The following is a 21,270-nucleotide window of genomic DNA, read 5'->3' as shown; positions in this document are numbered from 1 at the left end:
CCGATCAGCCCGCCAGTGCCGGCGCCTTCAGGTGCCAGTCGGTCGCCTGCTGCAGCGCGTGACCCGCGTGCAGCAGCGCGCCTTCCTGCCAGTAGTTGCCGATCAGCTGCAGGCCGACCGGCAGGCCGGCCTCGCCCGAACCCGCCGGCACGCTGATGCCGGGCAGGCCGGCCAGGCTGGCGGGCAAGGTGAAGATGTCGGCCAGGTACTCGGCCACCGGATCGCTCTGGCTGCCCAGCGCACGCGCCACCGTCGGCGCCACCGGGCCGGCGATCAGGTCGCACTGGGCGAAGGCGGCCTGGAAGTCGTCGGCAATCATGCGGCGCAGCTTCTGCGCCTGCAGGTAGTAGGCGTCGTAGTAGCCGTGGCTCAGCACATAGGTGCCGATCATGATGCGGCGCTTGACCTCAGGGCCGAAGCCCTCGCTTCGGCTCTTGCGGTACATCTCGCCGAGGTCCTTGAAGTCCTGGGCCCGGTGACCGTAGCGCACGCCGTCATAGCGGCCCAGGTTCGAGCTGGCCTCGGCCGGCGCGATGATGTAGTAGACGGGGATGGACAGCTCGGTGCGCGGCAGGCTGACGTCGACCAGCGTGGCGCCGAGCTTTTCCAGCTCGGCCAGCGCGGCCCGGGTCGCGACCAGCACGTCGGCCGTCACGCCCTCGCCGAAGAACTCGCGCGGCAGGCCGATGCGCAGGCCCTTGAGCGGCAGCGCGGCGGTCGCGCCCTCGCGCAGCGCGGTGGTCGCGGCGACGAAGTCGGGCACCGGCTGTTCGGCGCTGGTAGCGTCGCGCGGATCGAAGCCGCTCATGGCCTGCAGCAGGTGGGCGCAGTCGAGCGCGCTGCGGGCCATCGGGCCGGCCTGGTCGAGGCTGGAGGCGAAGGCGATCATCCCGTAGCGCGAGCAGCGGCCGTAGGTCGGCTTGATGCCGGTGATGCCGGTGAAGGCGGCCGGCTGGCGCACCGATCCGCCCGTGTCGGTGCCGGTTGCCGCCGGCACCAGCCGGGCCGCGACGGCGGCGGCGCTGCCGCCCGACGAACCGCCGGTGATGCGGCTCGGGTCCCACGGGTTGCGGGCCGGGAACCAGGCCGAGTTCTCGTTGCTGCCGCCCATCGCGAACTCGTCGCAGTTGAGCTTGCCCAGCGTGACCGCGCCGGCCGAGGCCAGGCGGCTGACCACCGTCGCGTCGAACGGGCTGCGGTAGCCGGCCAGCATCTTCGAGCCGGCGGTGCTGGGGAAGTCGCGCGTGACGAAGATGTCCTTGTGCGCGATCGGCACGCCCAGCAGCGTGTGGCCGGATCCGGACGTGCTGGTGACGCCCTTGGCGCGCCACGCATCGGCGGCGGCAGCCTGCGCCAGCGCGACGTCGGCGTCGGTGCAGAGGAAGGCGCCGAGCGACTCGTGCGCGGCGACGCGGTCGAGCAGGTGGCGGGTCAGCTCGACGCTGGAGACGGTGCGGGCGTCGAGGGCGGCGGCCAGGTCGGCCACGCCGAGGTGATGCAGGTCTTGGCTCATGGGCAGGTCGGCTCGCGGCTTCACTCGATCACGCGGGGGACGAGGAACAGGCCGCCATCGACGGCCGGCGCGCTCTTCTGGTTGGCCTCGCGCTCGTTGGTCTCGGTGACGCCGTCCTCGCGCAGGCGCAGGCTGACGTCCTGGACCGCCGACAGCGGCGTGTACAGCGGCTCGACGCCGGTGGTGTCGACCGCACGCATGCGTTCGACGATGTCGAAGAAGCCGTTGAGCTGGCCGAGCAGGTCGCGCTGCTCGGCCTCGCCGAGATCGAGCCGCGCCAGATGGGCGATGCGGCTCACGTCCGCAGGGGTGAGGGCCATGGTGTCTGGGTGGGTGCGGGCGCGCCGGTCGGCGTGGGCGGAACGGGCCGTCGAGCCCGTCGGGAGCCTGCGCCCGGCCGGTCGCGAGACCGGTGCCGTGACCGTCGCGCCAGGGGTTCCGACGCGGTCCCGATGCGGCAGGCCGCCCGGGTGCTTGCGGTATTATGGCCCGCCTTTCCAGCAGGTCCGCCCTGCAAGAAGCACGCTGCCGCCTGTGGTCACGCCCCGGGCGGCTCGTGGTTTCTGGGGTCCGGTGAACGGTCACGAACTGTCACCGAACCCGTCGCCTGTGCCCCGCCACGCGGGGTTCCGTTGATTACTCGGGAGGTGTCCGCCGCACGTGGCCGACCTCCTGATGCTGCCGAGTTGCCCATGTTCTTCGGATCGATGCGCCGTTACTTCTCCACCGATCTCGCGATCGACCTGGGGACCGCCAACACCCTGATCTACGTCCGCGGCACGGGCATCGTGCTGAACGAACCGTCCGTGGTCTCCATCCGCCATGAAGGCGGACCGAACGGCAAGAAGACGATCCAGGCCGTCGGTGCCGAGGCCAAGGCCATGCTCGGCAAGGTGCCGGGCAACATCGAGGCGATCCGCCCGATGAAGGACGGCGTGATCGCCGACTTCACCGTCACCGAGCAGATGCTCAAGCAGTTCATCAAGATGGTGCACCCGCGCTCGCTGCTGCGGCCGAGCCCGCGCATCATCATCTGCGTGCCCTGCGGTTCGACCCAGGTCGAGCGCCGCGCGATCCGCGAATCCGCCCTCGGCGCCGGCGCCAGCGAGGTCTACCTGATCGAGGAACCGATGGCCGCCGCGATCGGCGCCGGGCTGCCGGTCAGCGAGGCCTCGGGCTCGATGGTCGTCGACATCGGCGGCGGCACCACCGAGGTCGGCGTGATCTCGCTCGGCGGCATGGTCTACAAGGGCTCGGTGCGGGTCGGCGGCGACAAGTTCGACGAGGCCATCATCAACTACATCCGCCGCAACTACGGCATGTTGATCGGCGAGCCCACCGCCGAAGCCATCAAGAAGGAAATCGGCAGCGCCTTCCCGGGCTCCGAGGTCAAGGAGATGGAGGTCAAGGGCCGCAACCTCTCCGAAGGCGTGCCGCGCAGCTTCACGGTCTCGTCCAATGAGATCCTCGAAGCCTTGACCGACCCGCTCAACCAGATCGTCTCCAGCGTCAAGAAGGCGCTGGAGCAGACCCCGCCGGAACTGGGCGCCGACATCGCCGAGCGCGGGATGATGCTGACCGGCGGCGGCGCGCTGCTGCGTGACCTGGACCGCCTGCTGGCCGAAGAGACCGGCCTGCCGGTGCTCGTGGCCGAGGACCCGCTGTCCTGCGTCGTGCGCGGATGCGGCATGGCGCTCGAACGCATGGAGCGCCTGGGCTCGATCTTCACGTCGGAATGACACGGGCCGCCCGTCACGCGCCGCACCGGCGTGTGACCACGGCCTGATCGGACGCGACGGACATGCCGCTCGGCTCCCTCGATCGCACCCCACCGCCTTTCTTCCGCCAGGGCCCCTCGGCCCTGACGCGGCTGGTGTTCTTCGCCTCGGCCGCGGTCTTCCTGATGGCGGCGGATACCCGGCTCGGCCTGGGCCAGCCGGTGCGCTCGATCATCGCGATGGCCCTGCACCCGATCGAATTGGCGCTGCTCGCGCCGGTCCGCGGCATCGGCAACGCGAGCGACTACCTGGGCGGCGTCGCGCAGGCCCGGCAAGACGCCGAAGTCGCGCGCGCGGAAGCCCGCCGGCAGGCCGAACGCGCCTTGCCGGTCGAACAGCTGATGCACGAGAACGCGCAGCTGCGCAGCCTGCTCGAACTGCGTGACCGCCTGGCGCTGCGCAGCCACGCCGCCGAAGTGCTCTACGAGGCGACCGACCCCTACAGCCGCAAGGTCGTCATCGACAAGGGCGAGCAGGCCGGCCTGATGCAGGGCTCGCCGGTGATCGACGCACGCGGCGTGCTGGGCCAGGTCACGCGGCTGTATGCGCTGACGGCCGAGGTCACGCTGCTGGTCGACCGCGACGCCGCGATCCCGGTCCTGAACCGCCGCACCCAGCAACGCAACGTCGCCTATGGGGCGCCGGCCAGCGACGGCATGGAGCTGCGCTTCGTGGCCGCCAACGCCGATGTCCGGGACGGCGACGAGCTGCAGACCTCCGGCCTGGACGGCGTCTACCCGCCGGGCCTGGCGGTGGCGCGGGTCGTGAGCCTCGAACGCCGGACCCAGAACGACTTCGCCCGCATCCTGCTGCAGCCGCTGGCCCAGGCCGACGGCGTGCGCCACGTGCTGGTGATCGACCCGATCGGCACCCAGCTGCCGGCTCGCCCCGAGGTGGCCGCGCCGGCCGCCTCGACGCCCGCCGGCCGGGCCAACCCGAGGCGGCCCCAGTCGCCTGCCGGGAGCCGGCCATGATGCCCCGCATCGGTGACCAGCTGCTGCTGCCGGTCAACCCGTGGTTCATGTGGGGCAGCCTGCTGCTGGCCCTGGCCGTCAACATGATTCCGCTGGGCCGCCAGCCGGCCCTGCCCGACCTCGTCGCCGTCGTGCTGGTGTTCTGGAACGTGCACCAGCCGCGCCGCGTCGGTGTCGGCGCGGCCTTCGTGTTCGGCCTGCTGATGGACGTCCACGAAGGCGCGCTGCTCGGCCAGCACGCGCTGGCCTACACGCTGCTGAGCTACTTCGCGATCACGATCCATCGCCGCCTGCTGTGGTTCACGGCACCGGCGCAGGCCCTGCACGTGCTGCCGCTGATGGCGGCCGCGCACCTCGTGACGCTGCTGCTGCGGCTGGCCTCGGGCGGCGATTTCCCGGGCTGGGAGCTGCTGCTGTCGCCGCTGTTCGAGGCCCTGCTGTGGCCGGTCGTGAGCCTGCTGCTGCTGGCCCCGCAGCGGCGCGCGCCCGATCCCGACAAGCACCGGCCGCTTTGACGCCGCCCCCGGGGGCCCCACCGCGATGATCGAGCTGCGCAACGTCGAACAGGAGCTGGAGCGATTTCGCACCCGCCTGATCGTGGCCGCGCTGCTGGTGCTGGTCTGCTTCAGCCTGCTGGTGATGCGGCTGGTGCACCTGCAGATCGTCACGCACGACGAGCTGTCGACCCAGGCCGAGAACAACCGCATCGCGGTGGTGCCGATCGTCCCGAACCGCGGCCTGATCGTCGACCGCAACGGCGTCGTGCTGGCCGACAACTACTCGGCCTACACGCTGGAGATCAACCGCTCGCAGCTCACCGGCCCGCTCGACGAGGTGATCGACCAGCTCGCCGAGGTGATCGAGATCCAGCCGCGCGACCGGCGCCGCTTCCGTCGCCTGATGGAGGACAGCAAGAGCTTCGAGTCGCTGCCGATCCGCACCAAGCTGAGCGACGCCGAGGTCGCCCGCTTCACCGCCCAGCGCTACCGCTTTCCCGGCGTCGAGATCAAGGCGCGGCTGTTCCGCAACTACCCCTACGGCGAGCTGGCCAGCCACGTGCTCGGCTACATCGGCCGCATCAACCAGACCGAGAAGGCCGCGATGGACGAGTGGTCCGAGGAGGACTACGCCAACTACCGCGGCACCGAGGTGATCGGCAAGCTCGGCATCGAGCAGCGCTACGAGCGCGAGCTGCACGGCATCACCGGCGTCGAGGAGGTCGAGACCAGCGCCGGCGGCCGGCCGGTGCGGCGGCTGCGCTCGGAGCCGTCGTCGCCCGGCAGCACCGTGCGGCTGTCGATCGACATCAAGCTGCAGGCGCTGATCGAGCGCCTCTACGGCGACCGGCGCGGCGCGCTGGTGGCGATCGATCCGCGCAGCGGCGAGGTGCTCGCCTTCGTCAGCAAGCCGACCTTCGACCCGAACCTGTTCGTCGACGGCATCGACCAGGACAGCTGGAAGGAACTCAACGAGTCGATCGACAAGCCGCTGCTGAACCGCGCGCTCAAGGGCACCTATCCGCCTGGATCGACCTTCAAGCCCTTCATGGCGATGGCCGCGCTGAACACCGGCAAGCGCAGCGCGACGCAGATCATCAACGACACCGGCTCGTTCATGTTCGGCAACCACCGTTTCCGCAGCCACGGCGACACCGGGCTCGGGCCGGTCGACATGGTCAAGTCGATCGTGCTGTCGAGCAACGTCTACTACTACTCGCTGGCCAACGAGATGGGCGTGGACCTGATGCACCAGCAGCTCGAACCCTTCAGCTTCGGCCGCCGCACCGGCATCGACCTGGACGGCGAGGCCACTGGCGACCTGCCGTCGACCGAGTGGAAGCGCCGCAAGTACAAGCGCCCGGACCAGCAGCGCTGGTACGCGGGCGAGACCATCTCGCTGGGCATCGGCCAGGGCTACAACAACTTCACGATGGTGCAGCTCGCGCATGCGCTGGCGACGCTGGTCTCGGGTGGCCAGCGGCATGAGCCGCGGGTCGTGCGCGAGATCGAGAACGTCGTCACCCACGAGCGCCGTCCGCCGCCCGGCGAGCCGCTGGAGGCGCTGCCGTTCAAGCACGAGCATGTCGAGGTGATCCGCCGCGCGATGCATGGCGTGACGACCGAGGGCACGTCGACCCGCGTCTTCGCCGGTGCGCCCTACGCCAGCGGCGGCAAGACGGGCACGGCCCAGGCCAAGAGCGTCGGCCAGAACGAGAAGTACAACGCCGCCAAGATGGCCGAGTACTTCCGCGACCACTCGCTCTACACGGCCTTCGCGCCGCTGGACGAACCGACCGTCGCGCTGGCGGTGATCGTCGAGAACGCCGGCTTCGGCGCCGAGGCCGCCGCGCCGATCGCCCGTCGCGTGCTCGACTACCTGCTGTCCGGCCAGTACCCCAGCGAGGAAGACATCGAGCTGACCCGCATCGGCAAGTCCGGCGCACCGGTCGGCCAGTCGCGCCGGGCCGCCGACATCCCGATGCCCACGCTGATGAACGCCGGCATCGCGACACCGGCGGCCGCGTCGGACGCGGCCTCGGCGGCCTCCGGCGCGGCCTCGTCCACTCCCGCGCCCGCGCGCCCGGCCACGGCGCAGCCGCCTGCATCGGCAGCCTCCGCCGCCCCGGTCGCCGCCGCGGCCTCCCCGCCCGCCCTGCTGATGCGACGCCGATGAACCAGCCCTTCAACCAACTGACGCTGCGCCAGCGCCTGCGGCCGTGGTTCGACGGCTTCGACGTGCCGCTGGTCTGCGCCATCCTGCTGCTGTGCGGCTGCGGCCTGCTGGCGATGTACTCGGCCGGCTTCGACCACGGCACCCGCTTCGTCGACCACGCCCGCAACATGATGCTGGCCGCGCTGATCCTGTTCCTGGTCGCGCAGGTGCCGCCACAACGGCTGATGGCCATGGCCGTGCCGCTCTACACCCTCGGCATGCTGCTGCTGGTGGCCACCGCGCTGTTCGGACTGACGAAGAAGGGGGCAACCCGCTGGCTCAACGTCGGCGTGGTGATCCAGCCCAGCGAGATCCTCAAGATCGCCACGCCGCTGGTGCTGGCCTGGTGGTTCCAGCGCCGCGAGGGCCGCGCGCAGACGCGCCACTTCGTCGTCGCCGGCGCCCTGCTGCTGCTGCCCGCCGCGCTGATCGCCAAGCAGCCCGACCTCGGCACCGCCATCCTGGTCCTGTCGGCCGGCTTCTTCGTGATCTTCTTCGCCGGCCTGTCCTGGCGGCTGATCATCCCGGTGGCGACCATCGGCGTGATCGGCATCATCGCGCTGGTGCTGGCCGGGCCGACCCTGTGCGAGCCGGGCGTCAACTGGGTCGTCCTGCACGACTACCAGAAGAACCGCATCTGCACCCTGCTCGACCCGACCAAGGACCCGCTCGGCAAGGGCTTCCACATCATCCAGGGGATGATCGCGATCGGCTCGGGCGGGGTCACCGGCAAGGGCTTCATGAAGGGCACGCAGACCCACCTCGAGTTCATCCCCGAGCGCACCACCGACTTCATCTTCGCGGCCTACGCCGAAGAGTTCGGCCTGATCGGCGCGCTCGTGCTGCTGGTCGGCTTCACCTTCCTGATCCTGCGCGGCCTGGCCATCTCGTTCGCGGCGCCCAGCGTGTTCTCGCGCCTGCTGGGCGGTGCGATCACGATGAGCTTCTTCACCTACGCGATGGTCAACATGGGCATGGTCAGCGGCATCCTGCCGGTGGTCGGCGTGCCGCTGCCCTTCGTCAGCTATGGCGGCACCGCGATGGTGATGCTGGGCCTGTCGCTGGGCATCCTGATGTCGATCTCGCGCTCGCGCGGCCTGATGCAGCGCTGAGCCGGCCCGCCGGTTTCAGGCGGCGCCGTCGGCCACCGGCTGCGGGACCGGAGCGGCCGGCGACGCGGCGGCGGCCGGTGGCAGCTGGCGCGGCAGGCGCACCGTGAAGCGGGCGCCCGGACCCTCGCCCGGCGGCACCTGGTGCGGCGCGCGGGCATCGTCCAGCATGATCGCCGTGCCGTGCTGCGCGGCAATCTCCGCCACGATGGCCAGGCCCAGCCCCGAGCCGTCGACCGTCGTTCCGAGCGCCCGGTAGAAGGGCTGGAAGACCAGCTCGCGTTCGCTCTCCGGGATGCCCGGGCCCGAGTCCTCGACCTGCAGCACGACCACCTGGCCGAACGGATCGACCAGCAGCCGCACCGTCACCGTGCCACGCACCGGCGTGTACTGCAGCGCGTTGTCGACCAGATTGGCCACCAGCTCGCGCAGCATCAGCGGGATGCCGAGCACGTGGCAGTCATGGGCCGGATCACCGTCATCGCTCTCGCCGCCCGGCCCCTCGAAACCGAGGTCGATGCCCTTGTCGAGCGCCTTGGGCACGAAGTCGCGCACCACGTCCACGGCCAGCTCGCGCAGGTCCAGCGGGACCCGGGCGGCGTTCGTCGCCTGGGCATCGGTGCGGGCCATCGACAGCAGCTGGTTGACCATGTGCGCGGCACGCTGCGAGGCATTGGCCATGTGTTCGAGCGACTCGCGCAACGAGCGCGGATCGCCGTTGCCATCGGCAATCGCACGCGCGGCCAGCTCGGCCTGCATCCGCAACCCCGCCAGCGGCGTCTTGAGCTGGTGCGCCGCGTCGGCCAGGAAGCGCTTCTGCGTCGCCATCGAGTCCTGCTGGCGGTCGAGCAGGTCGTTGATCGCCTGGACCAGCGGCGAGACCTCCTCGGGCACGTCGAGCACGTCGATCGGCGACAGGTCGTCGCTGGGTCGCTGGCGGATGCGCTGCTGAAGCGCGTTCAAAGGCGCCAGGCCACGCGCCAGCGCGAACCAGACCAGCAGCACCGCCACCGGCAGGATCACGAACTGCGGCAGGATGACGCCCTTGATGATCTCGGTGGCCAGGCGCGAGCGCTTGGTCAGCGTCTCGGCCACCTGCACCAGCGCGGGCCGATCCAGCCCCGGCAGCTCGACCCATTCGTAGGCCACGCGCACGCTGTCGCCGAGCATCTCGTCGTCGCGCAGCATCGGCTCGCCCGGGCGGGGCGGTTCGCCTTCGTGCGGCACGGGCAGATCGCGGTCACCGCTGACGAACTCGCCGCGCGCCCCCAGCACCTGGTAGTAGACGTTGTCGACCTCGTCGGCGCGGAACAGCCGGGCGGTCTCGCGCGGCAGGTCGAAGCCCAGGCCGCCGGGCCGCACCTCGATGCGCTGGGCCAGCGTGCGGACCGACTCGCGCAGCGCGCGGTCATAGGGCTTGCTCGCGATGCCCTGCGCGGCCAGCCAGGTCAGCGCCAGGCTCATCGGCCAGATCACCAGCAGCGGGGCGAGCATCCAGTCCAGGATCTCGCCGAACAGCGAACGCTGCTCGCGCCGCCGCGCCAGTCCGGCCAGCGCCGGGCGCTTCATGCGGTGAGGCCGGTCACGGGGCCGAGGTCCGCATCACGCCGGGATCTTCTCGAGGCAGTAGCCCAGGCCGCGCACCGTCGCGATGCGGATGGGGCCCTGCTCGATCTTCTTGCGCAGGCGATGGATGTAGACCTCGATCGCGTTGTTGCTGACTTCCTCGCCCCATTCGCACAGCCGCTCGACCAGCTGGTCCTTGCTGACAAGCCGGCCGGCGCGCTGCAGCAGCACTTCCAGCAGGCTCAGCTCGCGCGCCGACAGGTCGACCATCTGCTCGTTGATGTAGGCCACGCGCCCGGTCGCGTCGAAGCTCAGCGGACCGTGGCGGATGATGGCGCTGGCCGACCCCAGGCCGCGCCGCGTCAGCGCCCGCACGCGGGCTTCCAGTTCCTGCAGCGAGAACGGCTTGGCCATGTAGTCGTCGGCGCCCAGATCGAGGCCCTTGACACGCTGCTCGACGCTGTCGGCCGCCGTCAGGATCAGCACCGGCACCGACGAACCGCGAGAACGCAGCTTCTTGAGCACCTCCAGCCCGTGCAGCTTGGGCAGGCCGAGGTCGAGGATCAGCAGGTCGAACTCGTGTGCGGCGAGAGCGGCATCGGCCTCCGAACCGCTGCCCACATGGTCGACCGCGTAACCGGCCGCGCGCAGGCTGCGCAGCAGGCCGTCAGCCAGGACCTGGTCATCTTCGGCAATCAGGATGCGCATCGTGGTGTCTCCTCGCGGGCTGCCCGGATGCCCCGGGGCGTTGTCTGGTACTGAACCCGGTCATTGTAGGAAGCGCTCACAGTCGGCCTCCATCGGTGTTGTCGCGGTGCGGCATGCAGAATCCGGCGCTCGCTCCGGCGCATGCGACATGCTTTCCCGGTACTGTACAAACATCCAGCACTTCAACATAATGGCAACCAAACCCACGGAGAAACGCATGGACGCGAGCACCGCGAAGTCCGCCCTCAGCGGCGAAAAGGCCAAGGCCCTGCAGGCCGCGCTGGCCCAGATCGAGAAGCAGTTCGGCAAGGGCTCGATCATGCGGCTCGGCGAAGGCGAGGTGATCGAGGACATCCAGGTCGTCTCCACCGGCTCGCTCGGCCTGGACGTCGCGCTGGGCGTCGGCGGCCTGCCGCGCGGCCGCGTCATCGAGATCTACGGGCCGGAATCCTCGGGCAAGACCACGCTGACGCTGCAGGTCATCTCCGAGATGCAGAAGCTCTCCGGCGTCTGCGCCTTCATCGACGCCGAACACGCGCTCGACGCCCAGTACGCCCAGAAGCTCGGTGTCAACCTGCAGGACCTGCTGATCAGCCAGCCCGACACCGGCGAACAGGCCCTCGAGATCGTCGACGCGCTGGTGCGTTCCGGTTCGGTCGACCTGATCGTCGTCGACTCGGTCGCCGCGCTGACCCCGAAGGCCGAACTCGAAGGCGAGATGGGCGACGCCCTGCCCGGCCTGCAGGCCCGCCTGATGAGCCAGGCGCTACGCAAGCTGACCGCCACGATCAAGAAGACCAACTGCATGGTCATCTTCATCAACCAGATCCGCATGAAGATCGGCGTGATGTTCGGCAGCCCCGAGACCACCACCGGCGGCAACGCGCTGAAGTTCTATTCCTCGGTCCGCCTCGACATCCGTCGCATCGGCAGCATCAAGAAGGGCGAGGAGGTCATCGGCAGCGAGACCAAGGTCAAGGTCGTCAAGAACAAGGTCGCGCCGCCATTCAAGACCGCCGAGTTCGACATCCTCTACGGTGAAGGCATCAGCCGCGAAGGCGAGATCATCGACATGGGCGTGATCGCCAAGGTCGTCGACAAGTCCGGCGCCTGGTACGCCTACAACGGCGAGAAGATCGGCCAGGGCAAGGACAACGCCCGCGAGTTCCTGCGCGAAAACCCGGCGCTGGCCGTCGAGATCGAGAACAAGATCCGCGACTCGCTGGGCATCGCCCTGCTGCCCTCGGGCGGATCGGACGCCGCGGCCGCCTGATCGGCGACGCGCGCCCCGCGCGATCCATGACACCCCCAAGGCCCGGCGCTCGACCGGGCCTTGTCGTTTCCGGCCGCACCGTACAAGCCTCTTCTCCACCTCGCCATGGCCACCACGACGCTGTCGCTCAAGGCGCGAGCGCTCAAGCTGCTGACCGCACGTGAGCACTCGCGCGCCGAACTGACGCGCAAGCTCACGCCGCATCTGCAGGACGGCGACGACCTCGCCGCCGTCCTGGACGACCTGACGCTGCGCGGCTACCTCGACGAGGCGCGTTACGTGGCCTCGGTCGTGCACCGCCGCGCCGCGCGCAGCGGCACGCGCCTGATCCGGCAGGAACTGCAGGCCCAGGGCATCGCCCCCGAACTGATGGCGGGTGCGCTCGGCGAATTGCGGGATGGCGAACTCGGCCGCGCGCGCGACCTGTGGGAACGCCGATATGGGGCCGACCCGGCCGATGCCCGGGAAGCGGCCCGGCAACAGCGTTTCCTGCTCTCGCGCGGCTTCAGCAGCGAGGTCGTGCGCCAGGTCGTCCGCTGGCGAGGAGGCGGCCGGGAACCATCCGAAGAATGATGGACCGCATGCTGAATATCGCCGCACGACCGTACGGTTGCGGCAGTGCAACATGCTAGAGTGCCGCCGCGCCGTCGGCCTTGCGTGACCCTCACGCCCGCCCCAGGACGCCCCCTGACACGGCCTCGAAGCCGCGCTGTTCCCACCGTCCTCCCCAGGACCACGCACACACCACACCCATGAAGATCCACGAGTACCAAGGCAAGGAAATCCTGCGCCAGTTCGACGTGCCGGTGCCCCGCGGCTATCCGGCGTTCACGGTCCAGGAGGCGGCCGAGGCCGCGCAGAAGCTGGGCGGCCCGGTGTGGGTGGTCAAGGCCCAGATCCACGCCGGTGGCCGTGGCAAGGGCGGCGGCGTCAAGCTCGCGCGCTCGATGGACGACCTGCAGACGCTGGCCGGCCAGATCCTGGGCATGCAGCTGGTCACGCACCAGACCGGCCCGGAAGGCCAGAAGGTGCGTCGCCTCTACATCGAGGAAGGCGCCGACATCCGCAAGGAGTACTACGTCTCGCTGGTCACCGACCGCCAGAGCCAGAAGGTCGCCTTCATCGCGTCGAGCGAAGGCGGCATGGACATCGAGGAAGTCGCCCATTCGACCCCCGAGAAGATCATCACCGAGGTGATCGATCCGCTGACCGGCCTGGGTGCCGCGCAGGCCGAGAAGATCGCCCGCGCCATCGGCCTGGGCGACGTGTCGATCGCGCAGGCCGTCACGCTGTTCCAGAACCTGTACCGCTGCTACATGGAGACGGACGCCTCGCTGGTCGAGATCAACCCGCTGAACTGCGACTCGAACGGCAAGCTGATCGCGCTGGACGCCAAGTTCAACTTCGACAGTAACGCGCTGTTCCGCCACCCCGAGATCGTGGCCTACCGCGATCTGGACGAAGAGGATCCGGCCGAGGTCGAGGCCAGCAAGTTCGACCTGGCCTACATCAGCCTGGACGGCAACATCGGCTGCCTGGTCAACGGTGCCGGTCTGGCGATGGCCACGATGGACACCATCAAGCTGTTCGGCGGCGAGCCGGCCAACTTCCTGGACGTGGGCGGCGGCGCGACCGCCGAGAAGGTCACCGAGGCCTTCAAGATCATGCTCAAGAACAAGAGCGTCAAGGGCATCCTGGTCAACATCTTCGGCGGCATCATGAAGTGCGACACCATCGCCGAGGGTGTCATCACCGCCTGCAAGGCCGTGAACCTCAGCGTGCCGCTGGTGGTGCGCATGAAGGGCACCAACGAGGACCTGGGCAAGAAGATGCTGGCCGAGTCGGGCCTGCCGATCATCGCGGCCGACACGATGGCCGAAGCCGCCACCGCGATCGTCAACGCGGTCAAGTAAGCCCCCGCCCAGAGAACCAAGGAATCCAGACATGAGCATCCTCATCAACAAGGACACGCGCGTCATCACCCAGGGCATCACGGGCAAGACGGGCCAGTTCCACACGCTGGGCTGCCAGGCCTATGCCAACGGCAAGAACTGCTTCGTCGCGGGCGTGAACCCGAAGAAGGCGGGCGAGAAGTTCAGCGACATCCCCATCTACGCGACCGTCAAGGAAGCCGCGCAGGCGCAGGGCGCGACCGTCAGCGTGATCTACGTGCCGCCCGCCGGCGCGGCCGCGGCGATCTGGGAAGCGGTCGAGGCCGACCTGGACCTGGCCATCTGCATCACCGAAGGCATCCCCGTGCGGGACATGCTGGAAGTGCGCAACAAGATGAAGGCCAAGGAAGCCGCCGGCGGCAAGAAGACGCTGCTGCTGGGCCCGAACTGCCCCGGGCTGATCACGCCCGAGGAGATCAAGATCGGCATCATGCCGGGCCACATCCACCGCAAGGGCCGCATCGGCGTCGTGAGCCGCTCGGGCACGCTGACGTATGAAGCGGTGGCGCAGCTGACCGAGATCGGCCTGGGCCAGTCCAGCGCCGTGGGCATCGGCGGTGACCCGATCAACGGCCTGAAGCACATCGACGTGATGCGCGCCTTCAACGACGACCCGGACACCGACGCCGTGATCATGATCGGCGAGATCGGCGGCCCGGACGAGGCCGAAGCCGCGCAATGGTGCAAGGCCAACATGAAGAAGCCGATCGTGGGCTTCATCGCCGGCGTGACCGCCCCGGCCGGCAAGCGCATGGGCCACGCCGGCGCGCTGATCAGCGGCGGCGCCGACACGGCCGATGCCAAGCTCGCCATCATGGAAGAGTGCGGCTTCACCATCACCCGCAACCCGTCGGAGATGGGGCGGCTGCTCAAGGGCCTGATCTGACCGGCCTGATCTGATCGGCCTGAGCGGATCGATCCGATCGGCCTGAACGGCTGATCCACACGAAGACCCCGTGCCGCGAGGCCGGGGTCTTTGACTTTCAGGGGCAGGTTGCGCGTGCTCGATCGCTCACAATCCGCGCCATCCCGACACCCTCCGAGTCCACGCCATGATCAAGCTACTCGTGCGCTGGTTCCTGCTGGCCGCCGCCCTGCTGCTGGTGGCCAACCTTGACGTCGGCGTGTCGGTCACCAGCTTCCGATCGGCCCTGCTGGCTGCGCTGGTGCTGGGCCTGCTGAACGCCTTCGTGCGGCCGGTCCTGCTGCTGCTGACGCTGCCGGTGACGCTGGTGACGCTGGGCCTGTTCCTGTTCGTCATCAACGCGCTGATGTTCTACGGCGCGGCCTGGCTGCTCGACGACCTGACCGTCGCCAGCTTCGGCTCGGCGCTGCTGGCCTCGCTGATCTACAGCGCCTGCGGCATGGTCATCGACGCCGCCCTGCCACGGCTGTTCGGCGACGCCTGAACAGCACTGAGGCTCACTCGCCGCGGCGTTCGTCGGCCAGTTGCTGGCGACGTCGCTGTTCGACCGCCTTCAGCCGCGCATCGAGCACCGATCCCTCGATCGGGTCCTGCATCGACTGCCGCTGACCGGCGCGCAAGCGATCGGCGGCGCCCTGCCAGTCGCCGATCGCGGCGCGTGACTCGGCCTCGGCACGCAAGGCGGCCAAGGTCTGACCGCGCGCACGCTGCAACTGCGCCAGGTGATCCCAGGCGCCGGCATCGTCCGGATGCCCGCTGACCCAGAGCTGCAGCGACTCGGCCTCGCGGCGAAGGCGCTCGTCGGGCACGGCGACCTGGGCGCGCGCGGCGATCAGCACCTGCGCGGCCTCCAGCATCCCGGCGCGGCTGCCGTCGTCGATGCGGGCGCCGTCGGGCGACTGCAGCAGCGCCAGCGCGCCGGCCAGGTCACCCCGCGCGACCAGCGAGTCCAGCCGCATCACGACCACCGCCCGGCTGGCCAATTCCCACGGCGCGGCCAGTTCGCGCGCCCGCGCCAACGCGGCGTCGGCCCGGGCCCATTGCTTGACCTGCGTGGCGGCCAGCGCGACGGTGCTCGCCACCGCCAGCGACGTGGCATCCCGGGACGCCGGCAAGGTCAGCGCGGCCAGCTGCTGCTGGGTCGCGTCACGAAGGTCCATCAGCGCACGCGCGCGCCCCTGCATCGCGGCATGCAGCCAGAGCGCGGCGGGGCCGCCCGAGCCGACCGTGGCCGAAGGCGCCGAGGCGGCCTCGATGCCCAGGCGGTTGCGCGCATCGGCGATGCGCTCGCCGGTCAGCGGGTGCGAGCGCAGATAGGGGAAGGCGTTGCTGTCGGTCAGCCGCGAGGCACTGGCCATGCGCTCGAACATGCCGACCATGCCGATGCCGTCGTAGCCACCGGCCTGCAGGATGCCCGAGCCGATGCGGTCGGCCTCGCGTTCCATGTCGCGCGAGAAGTTCAGCTGCCCCTGGATGGCGGCCGCCTGGCCCCCGAGCACCAGCGCCTGCGCGGCATCCGGGCTGCGCGACAGCGCGAGGATGCCCAGCAGCGTCGAGGCCAGCGCCAGCGTCGAGCTGCGCCGGTTGCTGCTCATCATGCGGGCGATGTGGCGCTGGCTGACGTGCGACATCTCGTGCGCCAGCACGGAGGCCAGCTCGTCGCGGGTCGTCGTCATCGCGATCAGGCCCATGTGGACGCCGACGTGGCCGCCCGGCAATGCAAAGGCGTTGATCGTGCGGTCGCGCACCACGAAGGTCTGCCAGGCCAGGTGCTGGGCCAGGTCCTCGGGGATGTCGCCACGCGCCTTGGCGGCGGTCAGCAGCGGCGACCAGATGCGCTCGATGTACTCGACCAGCAGCGGGTCGTCGACCACGTCCGGGTCGCGCCGCAGCTGCTGCATGATCCGTTCGCCCAGGCGGGCCTCGGCGGGCACCGAGAGCTCGTCGCCGGACTCGTCGCCCAGCGCCGGCAAGGCCGACCCACCCACGCCCTGCGCCTGCGCGCTGGGCGGTACCGGCACCAGCCAGAGCAGACCCGCCAGCAGCGCGGCGGATGCGCGCAGCGGGCGACGAGCGGTAGGGGTGGCGGGGCGAAGGGTCGGCACGGACATGTCCAGAAGCGGGCTCGGGCCCGGCAAAAACGGCGACCTATGATGCACCGGTTGTCCGCCACGACTGTTTCAAGACCGATCTGCGCCCATGACTTCCCATGACACCGCCCACCCGCTGACCCACTTCGACGCCCAGGGTCAGGCTCACATGGTCGACGTCGCCGCCAAGGCCGTGACCCACCGCGTCGCCACCGCCGCCGGCTCGATCCGCATGCTGCCGGCCACGCTGGCGCTGATCGCCCAGGGCACCGCGAAGAAGGGCGACGTGATCGGCATCGCCCGCATCGCCGCCATCCAGGGCGCCAAGCGGACCTCGGACCTGATCCCGCTGTGCCACCCGCTGCCGCTGACGCGCGTGGCGGTCGACTTCCGCATCGATGCCGACCTGCCCGGCGTGCACTGCACCGCCACGGCCGAGACGCTCGGCCAGACCGGCGTCGAGATGGAGGCGCTGACCGCCGTGCAGATCGGCCTGCTGACCATCTACGACATGTGCAAGGCCGCCGACAAGGGCATGGTCATGACCGACATCCGCCTGCTCGAGAAGCAGGGCGGCAAGAGCGGGCACTGGAAGGCCGGCTGAGCCGCTGCGTCAGGGCCGCAGCCGGTCGGCCGGCAAGGCCGGATCGGAGCCGCACTGGAAAGGCGCGCCCGGCGAGTCGTCCGGCCGGTCGCCGCAGGGCGCGAAGAACATCGCCGAGGCCGGGTTGCGGAACTCGCGCAGCCGGGCCGCGACATGGCGGGCGCGGTCGCGTTCGCCACGGGCATCCAGCGCACGGGCATAGACCACCATCAGCCGGGTGTCGAGCAGGTGGAACAGGGGGCCTTCGAAGTCGTCGAACACCAGCTCGGGCTGCGGCGTCATCGTCACGCGTGCGTAGTCGGCGTGATGGCCGAACAGCACGCTGCGCTGGCCCTGCGTGATGCGTTGCGACAAGGGCGCCGGGTGGCCACCCGGCACCAGGTCGGGATCGAACACGACCGCGACGTCGTGGTACTGGCGCGCCGCGTCGATCGAGCCCAGCAACGCCGCCGCCGGCACGACCAGCAGCAGCAGACGGGCCGCCCGCACCGGCAGCGTCGCCGAAGCCGGTACGCCGATCGCCGCTGGAGGCGAATCGTCGCGCGGCACCAGGCCGGCCAGCCAGCCGGCCACCAGGGCCGTCGGCAGCAGGAAGTAGACGTACCAGAGCGGGTACTCCAGCATGCTGTGCAGCAGCACCAGCACCAGCAGGAAGGCGGCGCAGCGGGCCGCGTGGGCGCGCAGGTCGTCGGCCTGCGTGAAGGCGCCGCGCAGTCGCCATGCGAAGGCCGCCATCAGCGTCAGCACCAGCAGCGTGTAGGGCAGGCCGAAGTCGACCGCCAGTTCCAGCACCAGGTTGTGGGTGTGGTCGAAGAAGGCCACCGGCCGGTTCGGGAACGGCGTCATCGACCAGACGAAGTTGAAGGCACCGGCACCCACGCCCGTCCAGGGGTGTTCGGCGATCAGCACGAGCGTGTTGGCCCAGATCTTCCCGCGCGAGCTGCTCGGGTCGCCATGCAGCGTCTTGCGCAGCTGGTCGTCGCCGTAATACATCTGCCCCTGCAGGCTGGCCCAGTGCTCCATCGCCCACCAGCCGGCGAGGTAGACGGGGATGGCCAGCACCATCGCGAGCCGCGCGCCGCGTGACAGACGGCGGTCGACCAGACCCCACAGCGCCAGCAGGCCGACGCCGACCATGCCGGTGCGCGAGGCGTTCAGCACCTCGGCGCCGACCAGCGCGACCAGCAGCAGCGCCGTGCCCGGCCAGCCCCAGCCATTTCGGCGCGACAGCCAGATCGTTGCACCGCAGGCCCACAGCAGCAGCGTCGAGAGCTGGTTGGGCTGGCGCATGTTGCCGATCGCCCGGCCTGGCGTGGTCGTCGCCGCGACCGATAGGCCGTCGGCCAGATCGGGCACGAAGACCTGCACCACCGACACCACCACGCTCAGCAGCCCGGCCAGCAGCAGGCCGAGCAGAAGGCCATGCCACCACAGGTCACCGGACGGCGCACCGTCATCGGACGCCGAGCCTTGCCAGACACGTGCGCTGCGTCCGGCCACCCACGCCAGCACGGCGGCCAGCAGCAGCGTGGCGATGGGGATCAGGCGCTGGCCGAGCGGCGCGGTGGTCCAGGCCTGGCCGGCGGCGAGCACCAGCAGCAGCAGCACCAGCAGCCGCAGGGCGTCCCAGCCCTGACCTGCGGTCGCACGCGAGACCAGCCGGTCGTCCGGCCCCGGTCGCCACGCCAGCCGCCACAGCAGCAGCAGCAAGGCCAGACCGGCGAACGACAGCCACTGGTTCACGAAGGTCGTGGTGGGCGAGAAGCTGGGCGCGAAAAGGAACGGCAGCGCGACGACGGCGGCCAGCAGCAACAGCAGCAGCAGCTGCGGCTCGGCGTGGGTGCGGGACCGGGGCAGGGAACTCATGGGCGGCCATGCTATCTTCATCGCCCCTCATCACCGCCGCCCGACCGCGCCCAGACCATGCCGCTGAACTTCCTGCGAGGCCTGTTCGGGTCCCGAGAGATCAAGACGCTGGCGCAGTCGCTGGCCACCGAGCTGGCACGCCGCTACCCGCCGACGATGGCCAGCGGACAGGGCCGCAAGCTGTCGCCGCAGGCGGTCACCAACATCCTCGAGAGCGTCATCGGCAAGGCCGTCACCAAGACCCAGGAATGGCGCCTTGGCGTGATCGGCAAGGCTCGGCTGGGCAACACGCTGCGCTGGGAGCTGAAGGAGCGCGGCTACCCCGAACCCTTCATCGAGATGGTCACCGAGGCGCTGGTCGTCTACATGACCCGCCGCGCCGCCGAACCGGCCGCGCCGGCCGGCAAGCGCTGAGGCCGCGATGAGCCTGCTGACATCGCTGGTGCGCGACGTGTTCGGGCGGGGCAAGCCCGCCGGCACCGCGCTCGACCCCGCACGGCAACGGGCCGACGAGCTGGCCCGGCAAGGTGACGAGGCGCTGGCGCAGTCCCGTCTGCCCGAAGCCGAGGCGCTCTACCGCGAGGCCCTGGCGGCCCGCCCCGAACATGCGCGTGCCCAGGAAGGGCTGGGGCTTGCGCTGCTGCAGCTGCGGCGCCCGGATGACGCCTTCCTGCATCTGGAGATGGCCCACAAGCTGGACCCGATGAACGCGGAGATCCTGGTCCATTGGGGCCTGGTCGACCTGGAGCTGGCCAACTTCGAACTGGCCAGCCGCCGCTTCGGTCGCGCCATCGAACGCGCGCCCACCAACCCGCACGCCTGGCTGAACCTGGGCATCGCGAGCTTCAAGCTCGGCCAGTTCACGGCCAGCGTCGGCCAGCTGGAAAAGGCGATCGAGCTGCGTCCCGAGATGGCGCTGGCCTGGAGCAACCTGGCGCTGGCCCGTCGCCAGACCGAAGACCTCGACGGCGCCCTGGCCGCCGCCCGCCGCGCGATCGAGCTGCGCCCGACGCAGTCGCGCCTGTGGGTCATCCTGGGGGACCTGCAGGCCGATGCCGGCGACTTCGAGTCCGGCGACACGTCGTTCGACCGGGCCGCGCAGCTCGCCCCCGATTCCGCCGAGGTGGCGCTGGGGCTCGGCAAGCTGCGCATGGCGCAAGGCCGGCTGGCCGAGTCCGAGGCCGCGTTCCGCTCGGCCGTCGCACGCGATCCCGGCAACCCCGACGCCAGCGGCGGCCTGGGCCAGCTGCTGCTGCTGCAGGGCCGCTGGGCCGAAGGCTGGGCGTCCTACGAATCGCGCCGCCAGATCGTCCCCAGCCCCGTCCGCCAGGTCCCGGTGCCGGAATGGGACGGCCAGCCCCGGCGCGGCGAACGGCTGCTGGTGCACGCCGAACAAGGGCTGGGCGACATCATCCTGTTCAGCTCCTGCCTGCCCGACCTGCTCGACGCCGGCGTCGACTGCGTCATCGACCTGCCCGCCCGCCTCGCGCCGCTGTTCCAGCGCTCCTTCCCCACCGCCACGATCTGCCCGGATCCCGGCCGCGCCAACGGCGAATCGTGGCTGGCGCAGCTGCCGCCGTTCGACCGGCATGTGCCGATGGGCACCTTGCCGCGATGGTTGAGGCCGGACGCCGACCGCTTCCCGACCTCGACGGCCGGCTTCCTGCGCGCCGACCCGGCCGCGGTGGCGAGCTGGCGGAACCGGCTCGCCGATCTTCCGCGCCCGCACATCGGCCTGAGCTGGCGCGGCGGCATGCTGTCGACCGCCGGACGGCAGCGTTCGCTGTCGCTGGTGGCGATGCTGGAAGGGCTGCGGCACCTGGGCGGCACCTTCGTCTGCCTGCAGTACGGCGACGTCGAACGCGAGATCGCCGCGGCTGCGGCCACGACCGGAATCCAGATCCATCCCGGCCTGTCCGGCTACGGCGACCTCGACGACATGGCGGCGCTGAACGGCGCGCTCGACGGCATTGTCACCGTCTGCTCGACCCAGGCCCACCTGTGCGGCGCGCTCGGGCTGGCGGCGGCCGTGCTGGTGCCCGTCAACCCGAGCTGGCGCTACGGCAGCGCCGGTCCGCGCATGGCCTGGTATCCGAGCCTGACGCTGGTGCGGCAGGCCGAGGCCGGTGACTGGCGCGATGAGCTGGCCCGGACCGCCGAGTTCCTGGCGGCGCAGGCCTCGCGCCTGTCTGCCTGAGCC

The 21,270-nt window shown here is 70.4% G+C and carries 19 protein-coding genes; 13 read left to right on the top strand and 6 right to left on the bottom strand.

The window, feature by feature from the left end; all coding sequences use genetic code 11:
- Nucleotides 1–4 precede the first annotated feature (4 nt).
- Together gatA and gatC are read right to left on the bottom strand one after the other, a co-directional pair.
- Nucleotides 5–1,513 (bottom strand): Asp-tRNA(Asn)/Glu-tRNA(Gln) amidotransferase subunit GatA, encoded by a 1,509-nt coding sequence (gene gatA, locus ACWA7K_RS21180; RefSeq protein ID WP_456164025.1) that lies wholly within the window; start codon nucleotides 1,511–1,513, stop codon nucleotides 5–7.
- A gap of 20 nt (nucleotides 1,514–1,533) precedes the next feature.
- Complete coding sequence (gene gatC / locus ACWA7K_RS21175; RefSeq protein WP_456164023.1) at nucleotides 1,534–1,833, bottom strand: Asp-tRNA(Asn)/Glu-tRNA(Gln) amidotransferase subunit GatC; 300 nt, start codon at nucleotides 1,831–1,833, stop codon at nucleotides 1,534–1,536.
- 372 nt (nucleotides 1,834–2,205) lie between these two features.
- Between gatC and ACWA7K_RS21170 the strand changes: the two genes are divergently transcribed.
- The 5 genes from ACWA7K_RS21170 to rodA all read left to right on the top strand — a co-directional run bounded on the left by ACWA7K_RS21170 (nucleotide 2,206) and on the right by rodA (nucleotide 8,089).
- Complete coding sequence (locus tag ACWA7K_RS21170) at nucleotides 2,206–3,252, top strand: rod shape-determining protein (RefSeq protein ID WP_456164021.1); 1,047 nt, start codon at nucleotides 2,206–2,208, stop codon at nucleotides 3,250–3,252.
- 62 nt (nucleotides 3,253–3,314) lie between these two features.
- Complete coding sequence (gene mreC, locus ACWA7K_RS21165; RefSeq protein WP_456164019.1) at nucleotides 3,315–4,265, top strand: rod shape-determining protein MreC; 951 nt, start codon at nucleotides 3,315–3,317, stop codon at nucleotides 4,263–4,265.
- Entirely contained in the window at nucleotides 4,262–4,780 is a 519-nt protein-coding gene (mreD, locus tag ACWA7K_RS21160; RefSeq protein WP_456164017.1) for a rod shape-determining protein MreD, read from the top strand. Before mreC ends, mreD begins: the two co-directional genes overlap by 4 nt.
- A 25-nt stretch (nucleotides 4,781–4,805) precedes the next feature.
- Nucleotides 4,806–6,938, top strand: a complete 2,133-nt coding sequence (mrdA, locus tag ACWA7K_RS21155) for a penicillin-binding protein 2 (RefSeq protein WP_456164015.1) — start codon at nucleotides 4,806–4,808, stop codon at nucleotides 6,936–6,938.
- Nucleotides 6,935–8,089, top strand: a complete 1,155-nt coding sequence (gene rodA, locus ACWA7K_RS21150; protein WP_456164013.1) for a rod shape-determining protein RodA — start codon at nucleotides 6,935–6,937, stop codon at nucleotides 8,087–8,089. Before mrdA ends, rodA begins: the two co-directional genes overlap by 4 nt.
- A 15-nt stretch (nucleotides 8,090–8,104) precedes the next feature.
- Here the strand turns inward: rodA and ACWA7K_RS21145 are convergent, their stop codons facing one another.
- Together ACWA7K_RS21145 and ACWA7K_RS21140 are read right to left on the bottom strand one after the other, a co-directional pair.
- Nucleotides 8,105–9,655, bottom strand: a complete 1,551-nt coding sequence (locus ACWA7K_RS21145) for a sensor histidine kinase (RefSeq protein ID WP_456164011.1) — start codon at nucleotides 9,653–9,655, stop codon at nucleotides 8,105–8,107.
- Nucleotides 9,656–9,688: 33 nt separating this feature from the next.
- Nucleotides 9,689–10,360, bottom strand: coding sequence for a response regulator transcription factor (locus ACWA7K_RS21140; protein ID WP_130479999.1), 672 nt, complete (start codon nucleotides 10,358–10,360; stop codon nucleotides 9,689–9,691).
- A gap of 217 nt (nucleotides 10,361–10,577) precedes the next feature.
- On the opposite strand from ACWA7K_RS21140, the gene recA reads away from it, so the two are divergent.
- From recA to ACWA7K_RS21115, 5 genes are all read left to right on the top strand, one after another.
- Nucleotides 10,578–11,633: a recombinase RecA gene (recA, locus tag ACWA7K_RS21135; protein WP_456164008.1), complete on the top strand. Its 1,056-nt coding sequence runs from the start codon at nucleotides 10,578–10,580 to the stop codon at nucleotides 11,631–11,633.
- A 105-nt stretch (nucleotides 11,634–11,738) separates the two neighbouring features.
- Nucleotides 11,739–12,206, top strand: coding sequence for a recombination regulator RecX (recX, locus tag ACWA7K_RS21130; RefSeq protein ID WP_456164006.1), 468 nt, complete (start codon nucleotides 11,739–11,741; stop codon nucleotides 12,204–12,206).
- A gap of 179 nt (nucleotides 12,207–12,385) precedes the next feature.
- Nucleotides 12,386–13,546 (top strand): ADP-forming succinate--CoA ligase subunit beta, encoded by a 1,161-nt coding sequence (gene sucC / locus ACWA7K_RS21125; protein WP_456164004.1) that lies wholly within the window; start codon nucleotides 12,386–12,388, stop codon nucleotides 13,544–13,546.
- Between the two features lie 31 nt (nucleotides 13,547–13,577).
- On the top strand, nucleotides 13,578–14,471 hold the full coding sequence (gene sucD, locus ACWA7K_RS21120; RefSeq protein ID WP_456164002.1) for a succinate--CoA ligase subunit alpha: 894 nt from the start codon (nucleotides 13,578–13,580) through the stop codon (nucleotides 14,469–14,471).
- 166 nt (nucleotides 14,472–14,637) lie between these two features.
- On the top strand, nucleotides 14,638–14,994 hold the full coding sequence (locus ACWA7K_RS21115; RefSeq protein WP_456164000.1) for a phage holin family protein: 357 nt from the start codon (nucleotides 14,638–14,640) through the stop codon (nucleotides 14,992–14,994).
- A 13-nt stretch (nucleotides 14,995–15,007) separates the two neighbouring features.
- Here ACWA7K_RS21115 and ACWA7K_RS21110 read toward each other — a convergent pair whose 3' ends face one another.
- The gene (locus ACWA7K_RS21110) at nucleotides 15,008–16,621 is read right to left on the bottom strand and encodes a M48 family metalloprotease (RefSeq protein WP_456163999.1); all 1,614 of its coding nucleotides are present in this window, start codon (nucleotides 16,619–16,621) and stop codon (nucleotides 15,008–15,010) included.
- A gap of 88 nt (nucleotides 16,622–16,709) precedes the next feature.
- Here ACWA7K_RS21110 and moaC point away from each other — a divergent pair, with 88 nt between their 5' ends.
- Nucleotides 16,710–17,204 (top strand): cyclic pyranopterin monophosphate synthase MoaC, encoded by a 495-nt coding sequence (gene moaC, locus ACWA7K_RS21105; protein ID WP_456163997.1) that lies wholly within the window; start codon nucleotides 16,710–16,712, stop codon nucleotides 17,202–17,204.
- Between the two features lie 9 nt (nucleotides 17,205–17,213).
- Here the strand turns inward: moaC and ACWA7K_RS21100 are convergent, their stop codons facing one another.
- Nucleotides 17,214–19,070, bottom strand: coding sequence for a Wzy polymerase domain-containing protein (locus ACWA7K_RS21100; protein ID WP_456163995.1), 1,857 nt, complete (start codon nucleotides 19,068–19,070; stop codon nucleotides 17,214–17,216).
- A gap of 57 nt (nucleotides 19,071–19,127) precedes the next feature.
- On the opposite strand from ACWA7K_RS21100, the gene ACWA7K_RS21095 reads away from it, so the two are divergent.
- Complete coding sequence (locus tag ACWA7K_RS21095) at nucleotides 19,128–19,484, top strand: hypothetical protein (protein WP_456163993.1); 357 nt, start codon at nucleotides 19,128–19,130, stop codon at nucleotides 19,482–19,484.
- 7 nt (nucleotides 19,485–19,491) lie between these two features.
- Nucleotides 19,492–21,267, top strand: coding sequence for a tetratricopeptide repeat protein (locus ACWA7K_RS21090; protein ID WP_456163991.1), 1,776 nt, complete (start codon nucleotides 19,492–19,494; stop codon nucleotides 21,265–21,267).
- Nucleotides 21,268–21,270: the final 3 nt, after the last annotated feature.

The organism is Leptothrix mechoopdaensis (SeqCode), from assembly GCF_053893855.1.
Note: the sequence above shows the minus strand (reverse complement) of the source record. Positions and strands in the feature narration are given on the sequence as shown.

Excerpts from the sequence above, each read along its gene's own strand:
- sucC (WP_456164004.1), top strand. The coding sequence starts at position 12,386 with ATGAAGATCCACGAGTACCAAGGCAAGGAAATCCTGCGCCAGTTCGAC.
- recX (WP_456164006.1), top strand. The coding sequence starts at position 11,739 with ATGGCCACCACGACGCTGTCGCTCAAGGCGCGAGCGCTCAAGCTGCTG.
- ACWA7K_RS21115 (WP_456164000.1), top strand. The coding sequence starts at position 14,638 with ATGATCAAGCTACTCGTGCGCTGGTTCCTGCTGGCCGCCGCCCTGCTG.
- sucD (WP_456164002.1), top strand. The coding sequence starts at position 13,578 with ATGAGCATCCTCATCAACAAGGACACGCGCGTCATCACCCAGGGCATC.
- ACWA7K_RS21140 (WP_130479999.1), bottom strand. The coding sequence starts at position 10,360 with ATGCGCATCCTGATTGCCGAAGATGACCAGGTCCTGGCTGACGGCCTG.
- mreD (WP_456164017.1), top strand. The coding sequence starts at position 4,262 with ATGATGCCCCGCATCGGTGACCAGCTGCTGCTGCCGGTCAACCCGTGG.
- ACWA7K_RS21090 (WP_456163991.1), top strand. The coding sequence starts at position 19,492 with ATGAGCCTGCTGACATCGCTGGTGCGCGACGTGTTCGGGCGGGGCAAG.
- ACWA7K_RS21095 (WP_456163993.1), top strand. The coding sequence starts at position 19,128 with ATGCCGCTGAACTTCCTGCGAGGCCTGTTCGGGTCCCGAGAGATCAAG.
- mreC (WP_456164019.1), top strand. The coding sequence starts at position 3,315 with ATGCCGCTCGGCTCCCTCGATCGCACCCCACCGCCTTTCTTCCGCCAG.
- ACWA7K_RS21100 (WP_456163995.1), bottom strand. The coding sequence starts at position 19,070 with ATGAGTTCCCTGCCCCGGTCCCGCACCCACGCCGAGCCGCAGCTGCTG.
- ACWA7K_RS21110 (WP_456163999.1), bottom strand. The coding sequence starts at position 16,621 with ATGTCCGTGCCGACCCTTCGCCCCGCCACCCCTACCGCTCGTCGCCCG.
- ACWA7K_RS21145 (WP_456164011.1), bottom strand. The coding sequence starts at position 9,655 with ATGAAGCGCCCGGCGCTGGCCGGACTGGCGCGGCGGCGCGAGCAGCGT.
- gatA (WP_456164025.1), bottom strand. The coding sequence starts at position 1,513 with ATGAGCCAAGACCTGCATCACCTCGGCGTGGCCGACCTGGCCGCCGCC.
- moaC (WP_456163997.1), top strand. The coding sequence starts at position 16,710 with ATGACTTCCCATGACACCGCCCACCCGCTGACCCACTTCGACGCCCAG.
- rodA (WP_456164013.1), top strand. The coding sequence starts at position 6,935 with ATGAACCAGCCCTTCAACCAACTGACGCTGCGCCAGCGCCTGCGGCCG.
- ACWA7K_RS21170 (WP_456164021.1), top strand. The coding sequence starts at position 2,206 with ATGTTCTTCGGATCGATGCGCCGTTACTTCTCCACCGATCTCGCGATC.
- recA (WP_456164008.1), top strand. The coding sequence starts at position 10,578 with ATGGACGCGAGCACCGCGAAGTCCGCCCTCAGCGGCGAAAAGGCCAAG.
- mrdA (WP_456164015.1), top strand. The coding sequence starts at position 4,806 with ATGATCGAGCTGCGCAACGTCGAACAGGAGCTGGAGCGATTTCGCACC.
- gatC (WP_456164023.1), bottom strand. The coding sequence starts at position 1,833 with ATGGCCCTCACCCCTGCGGACGTGAGCCGCATCGCCCATCTGGCGCGG.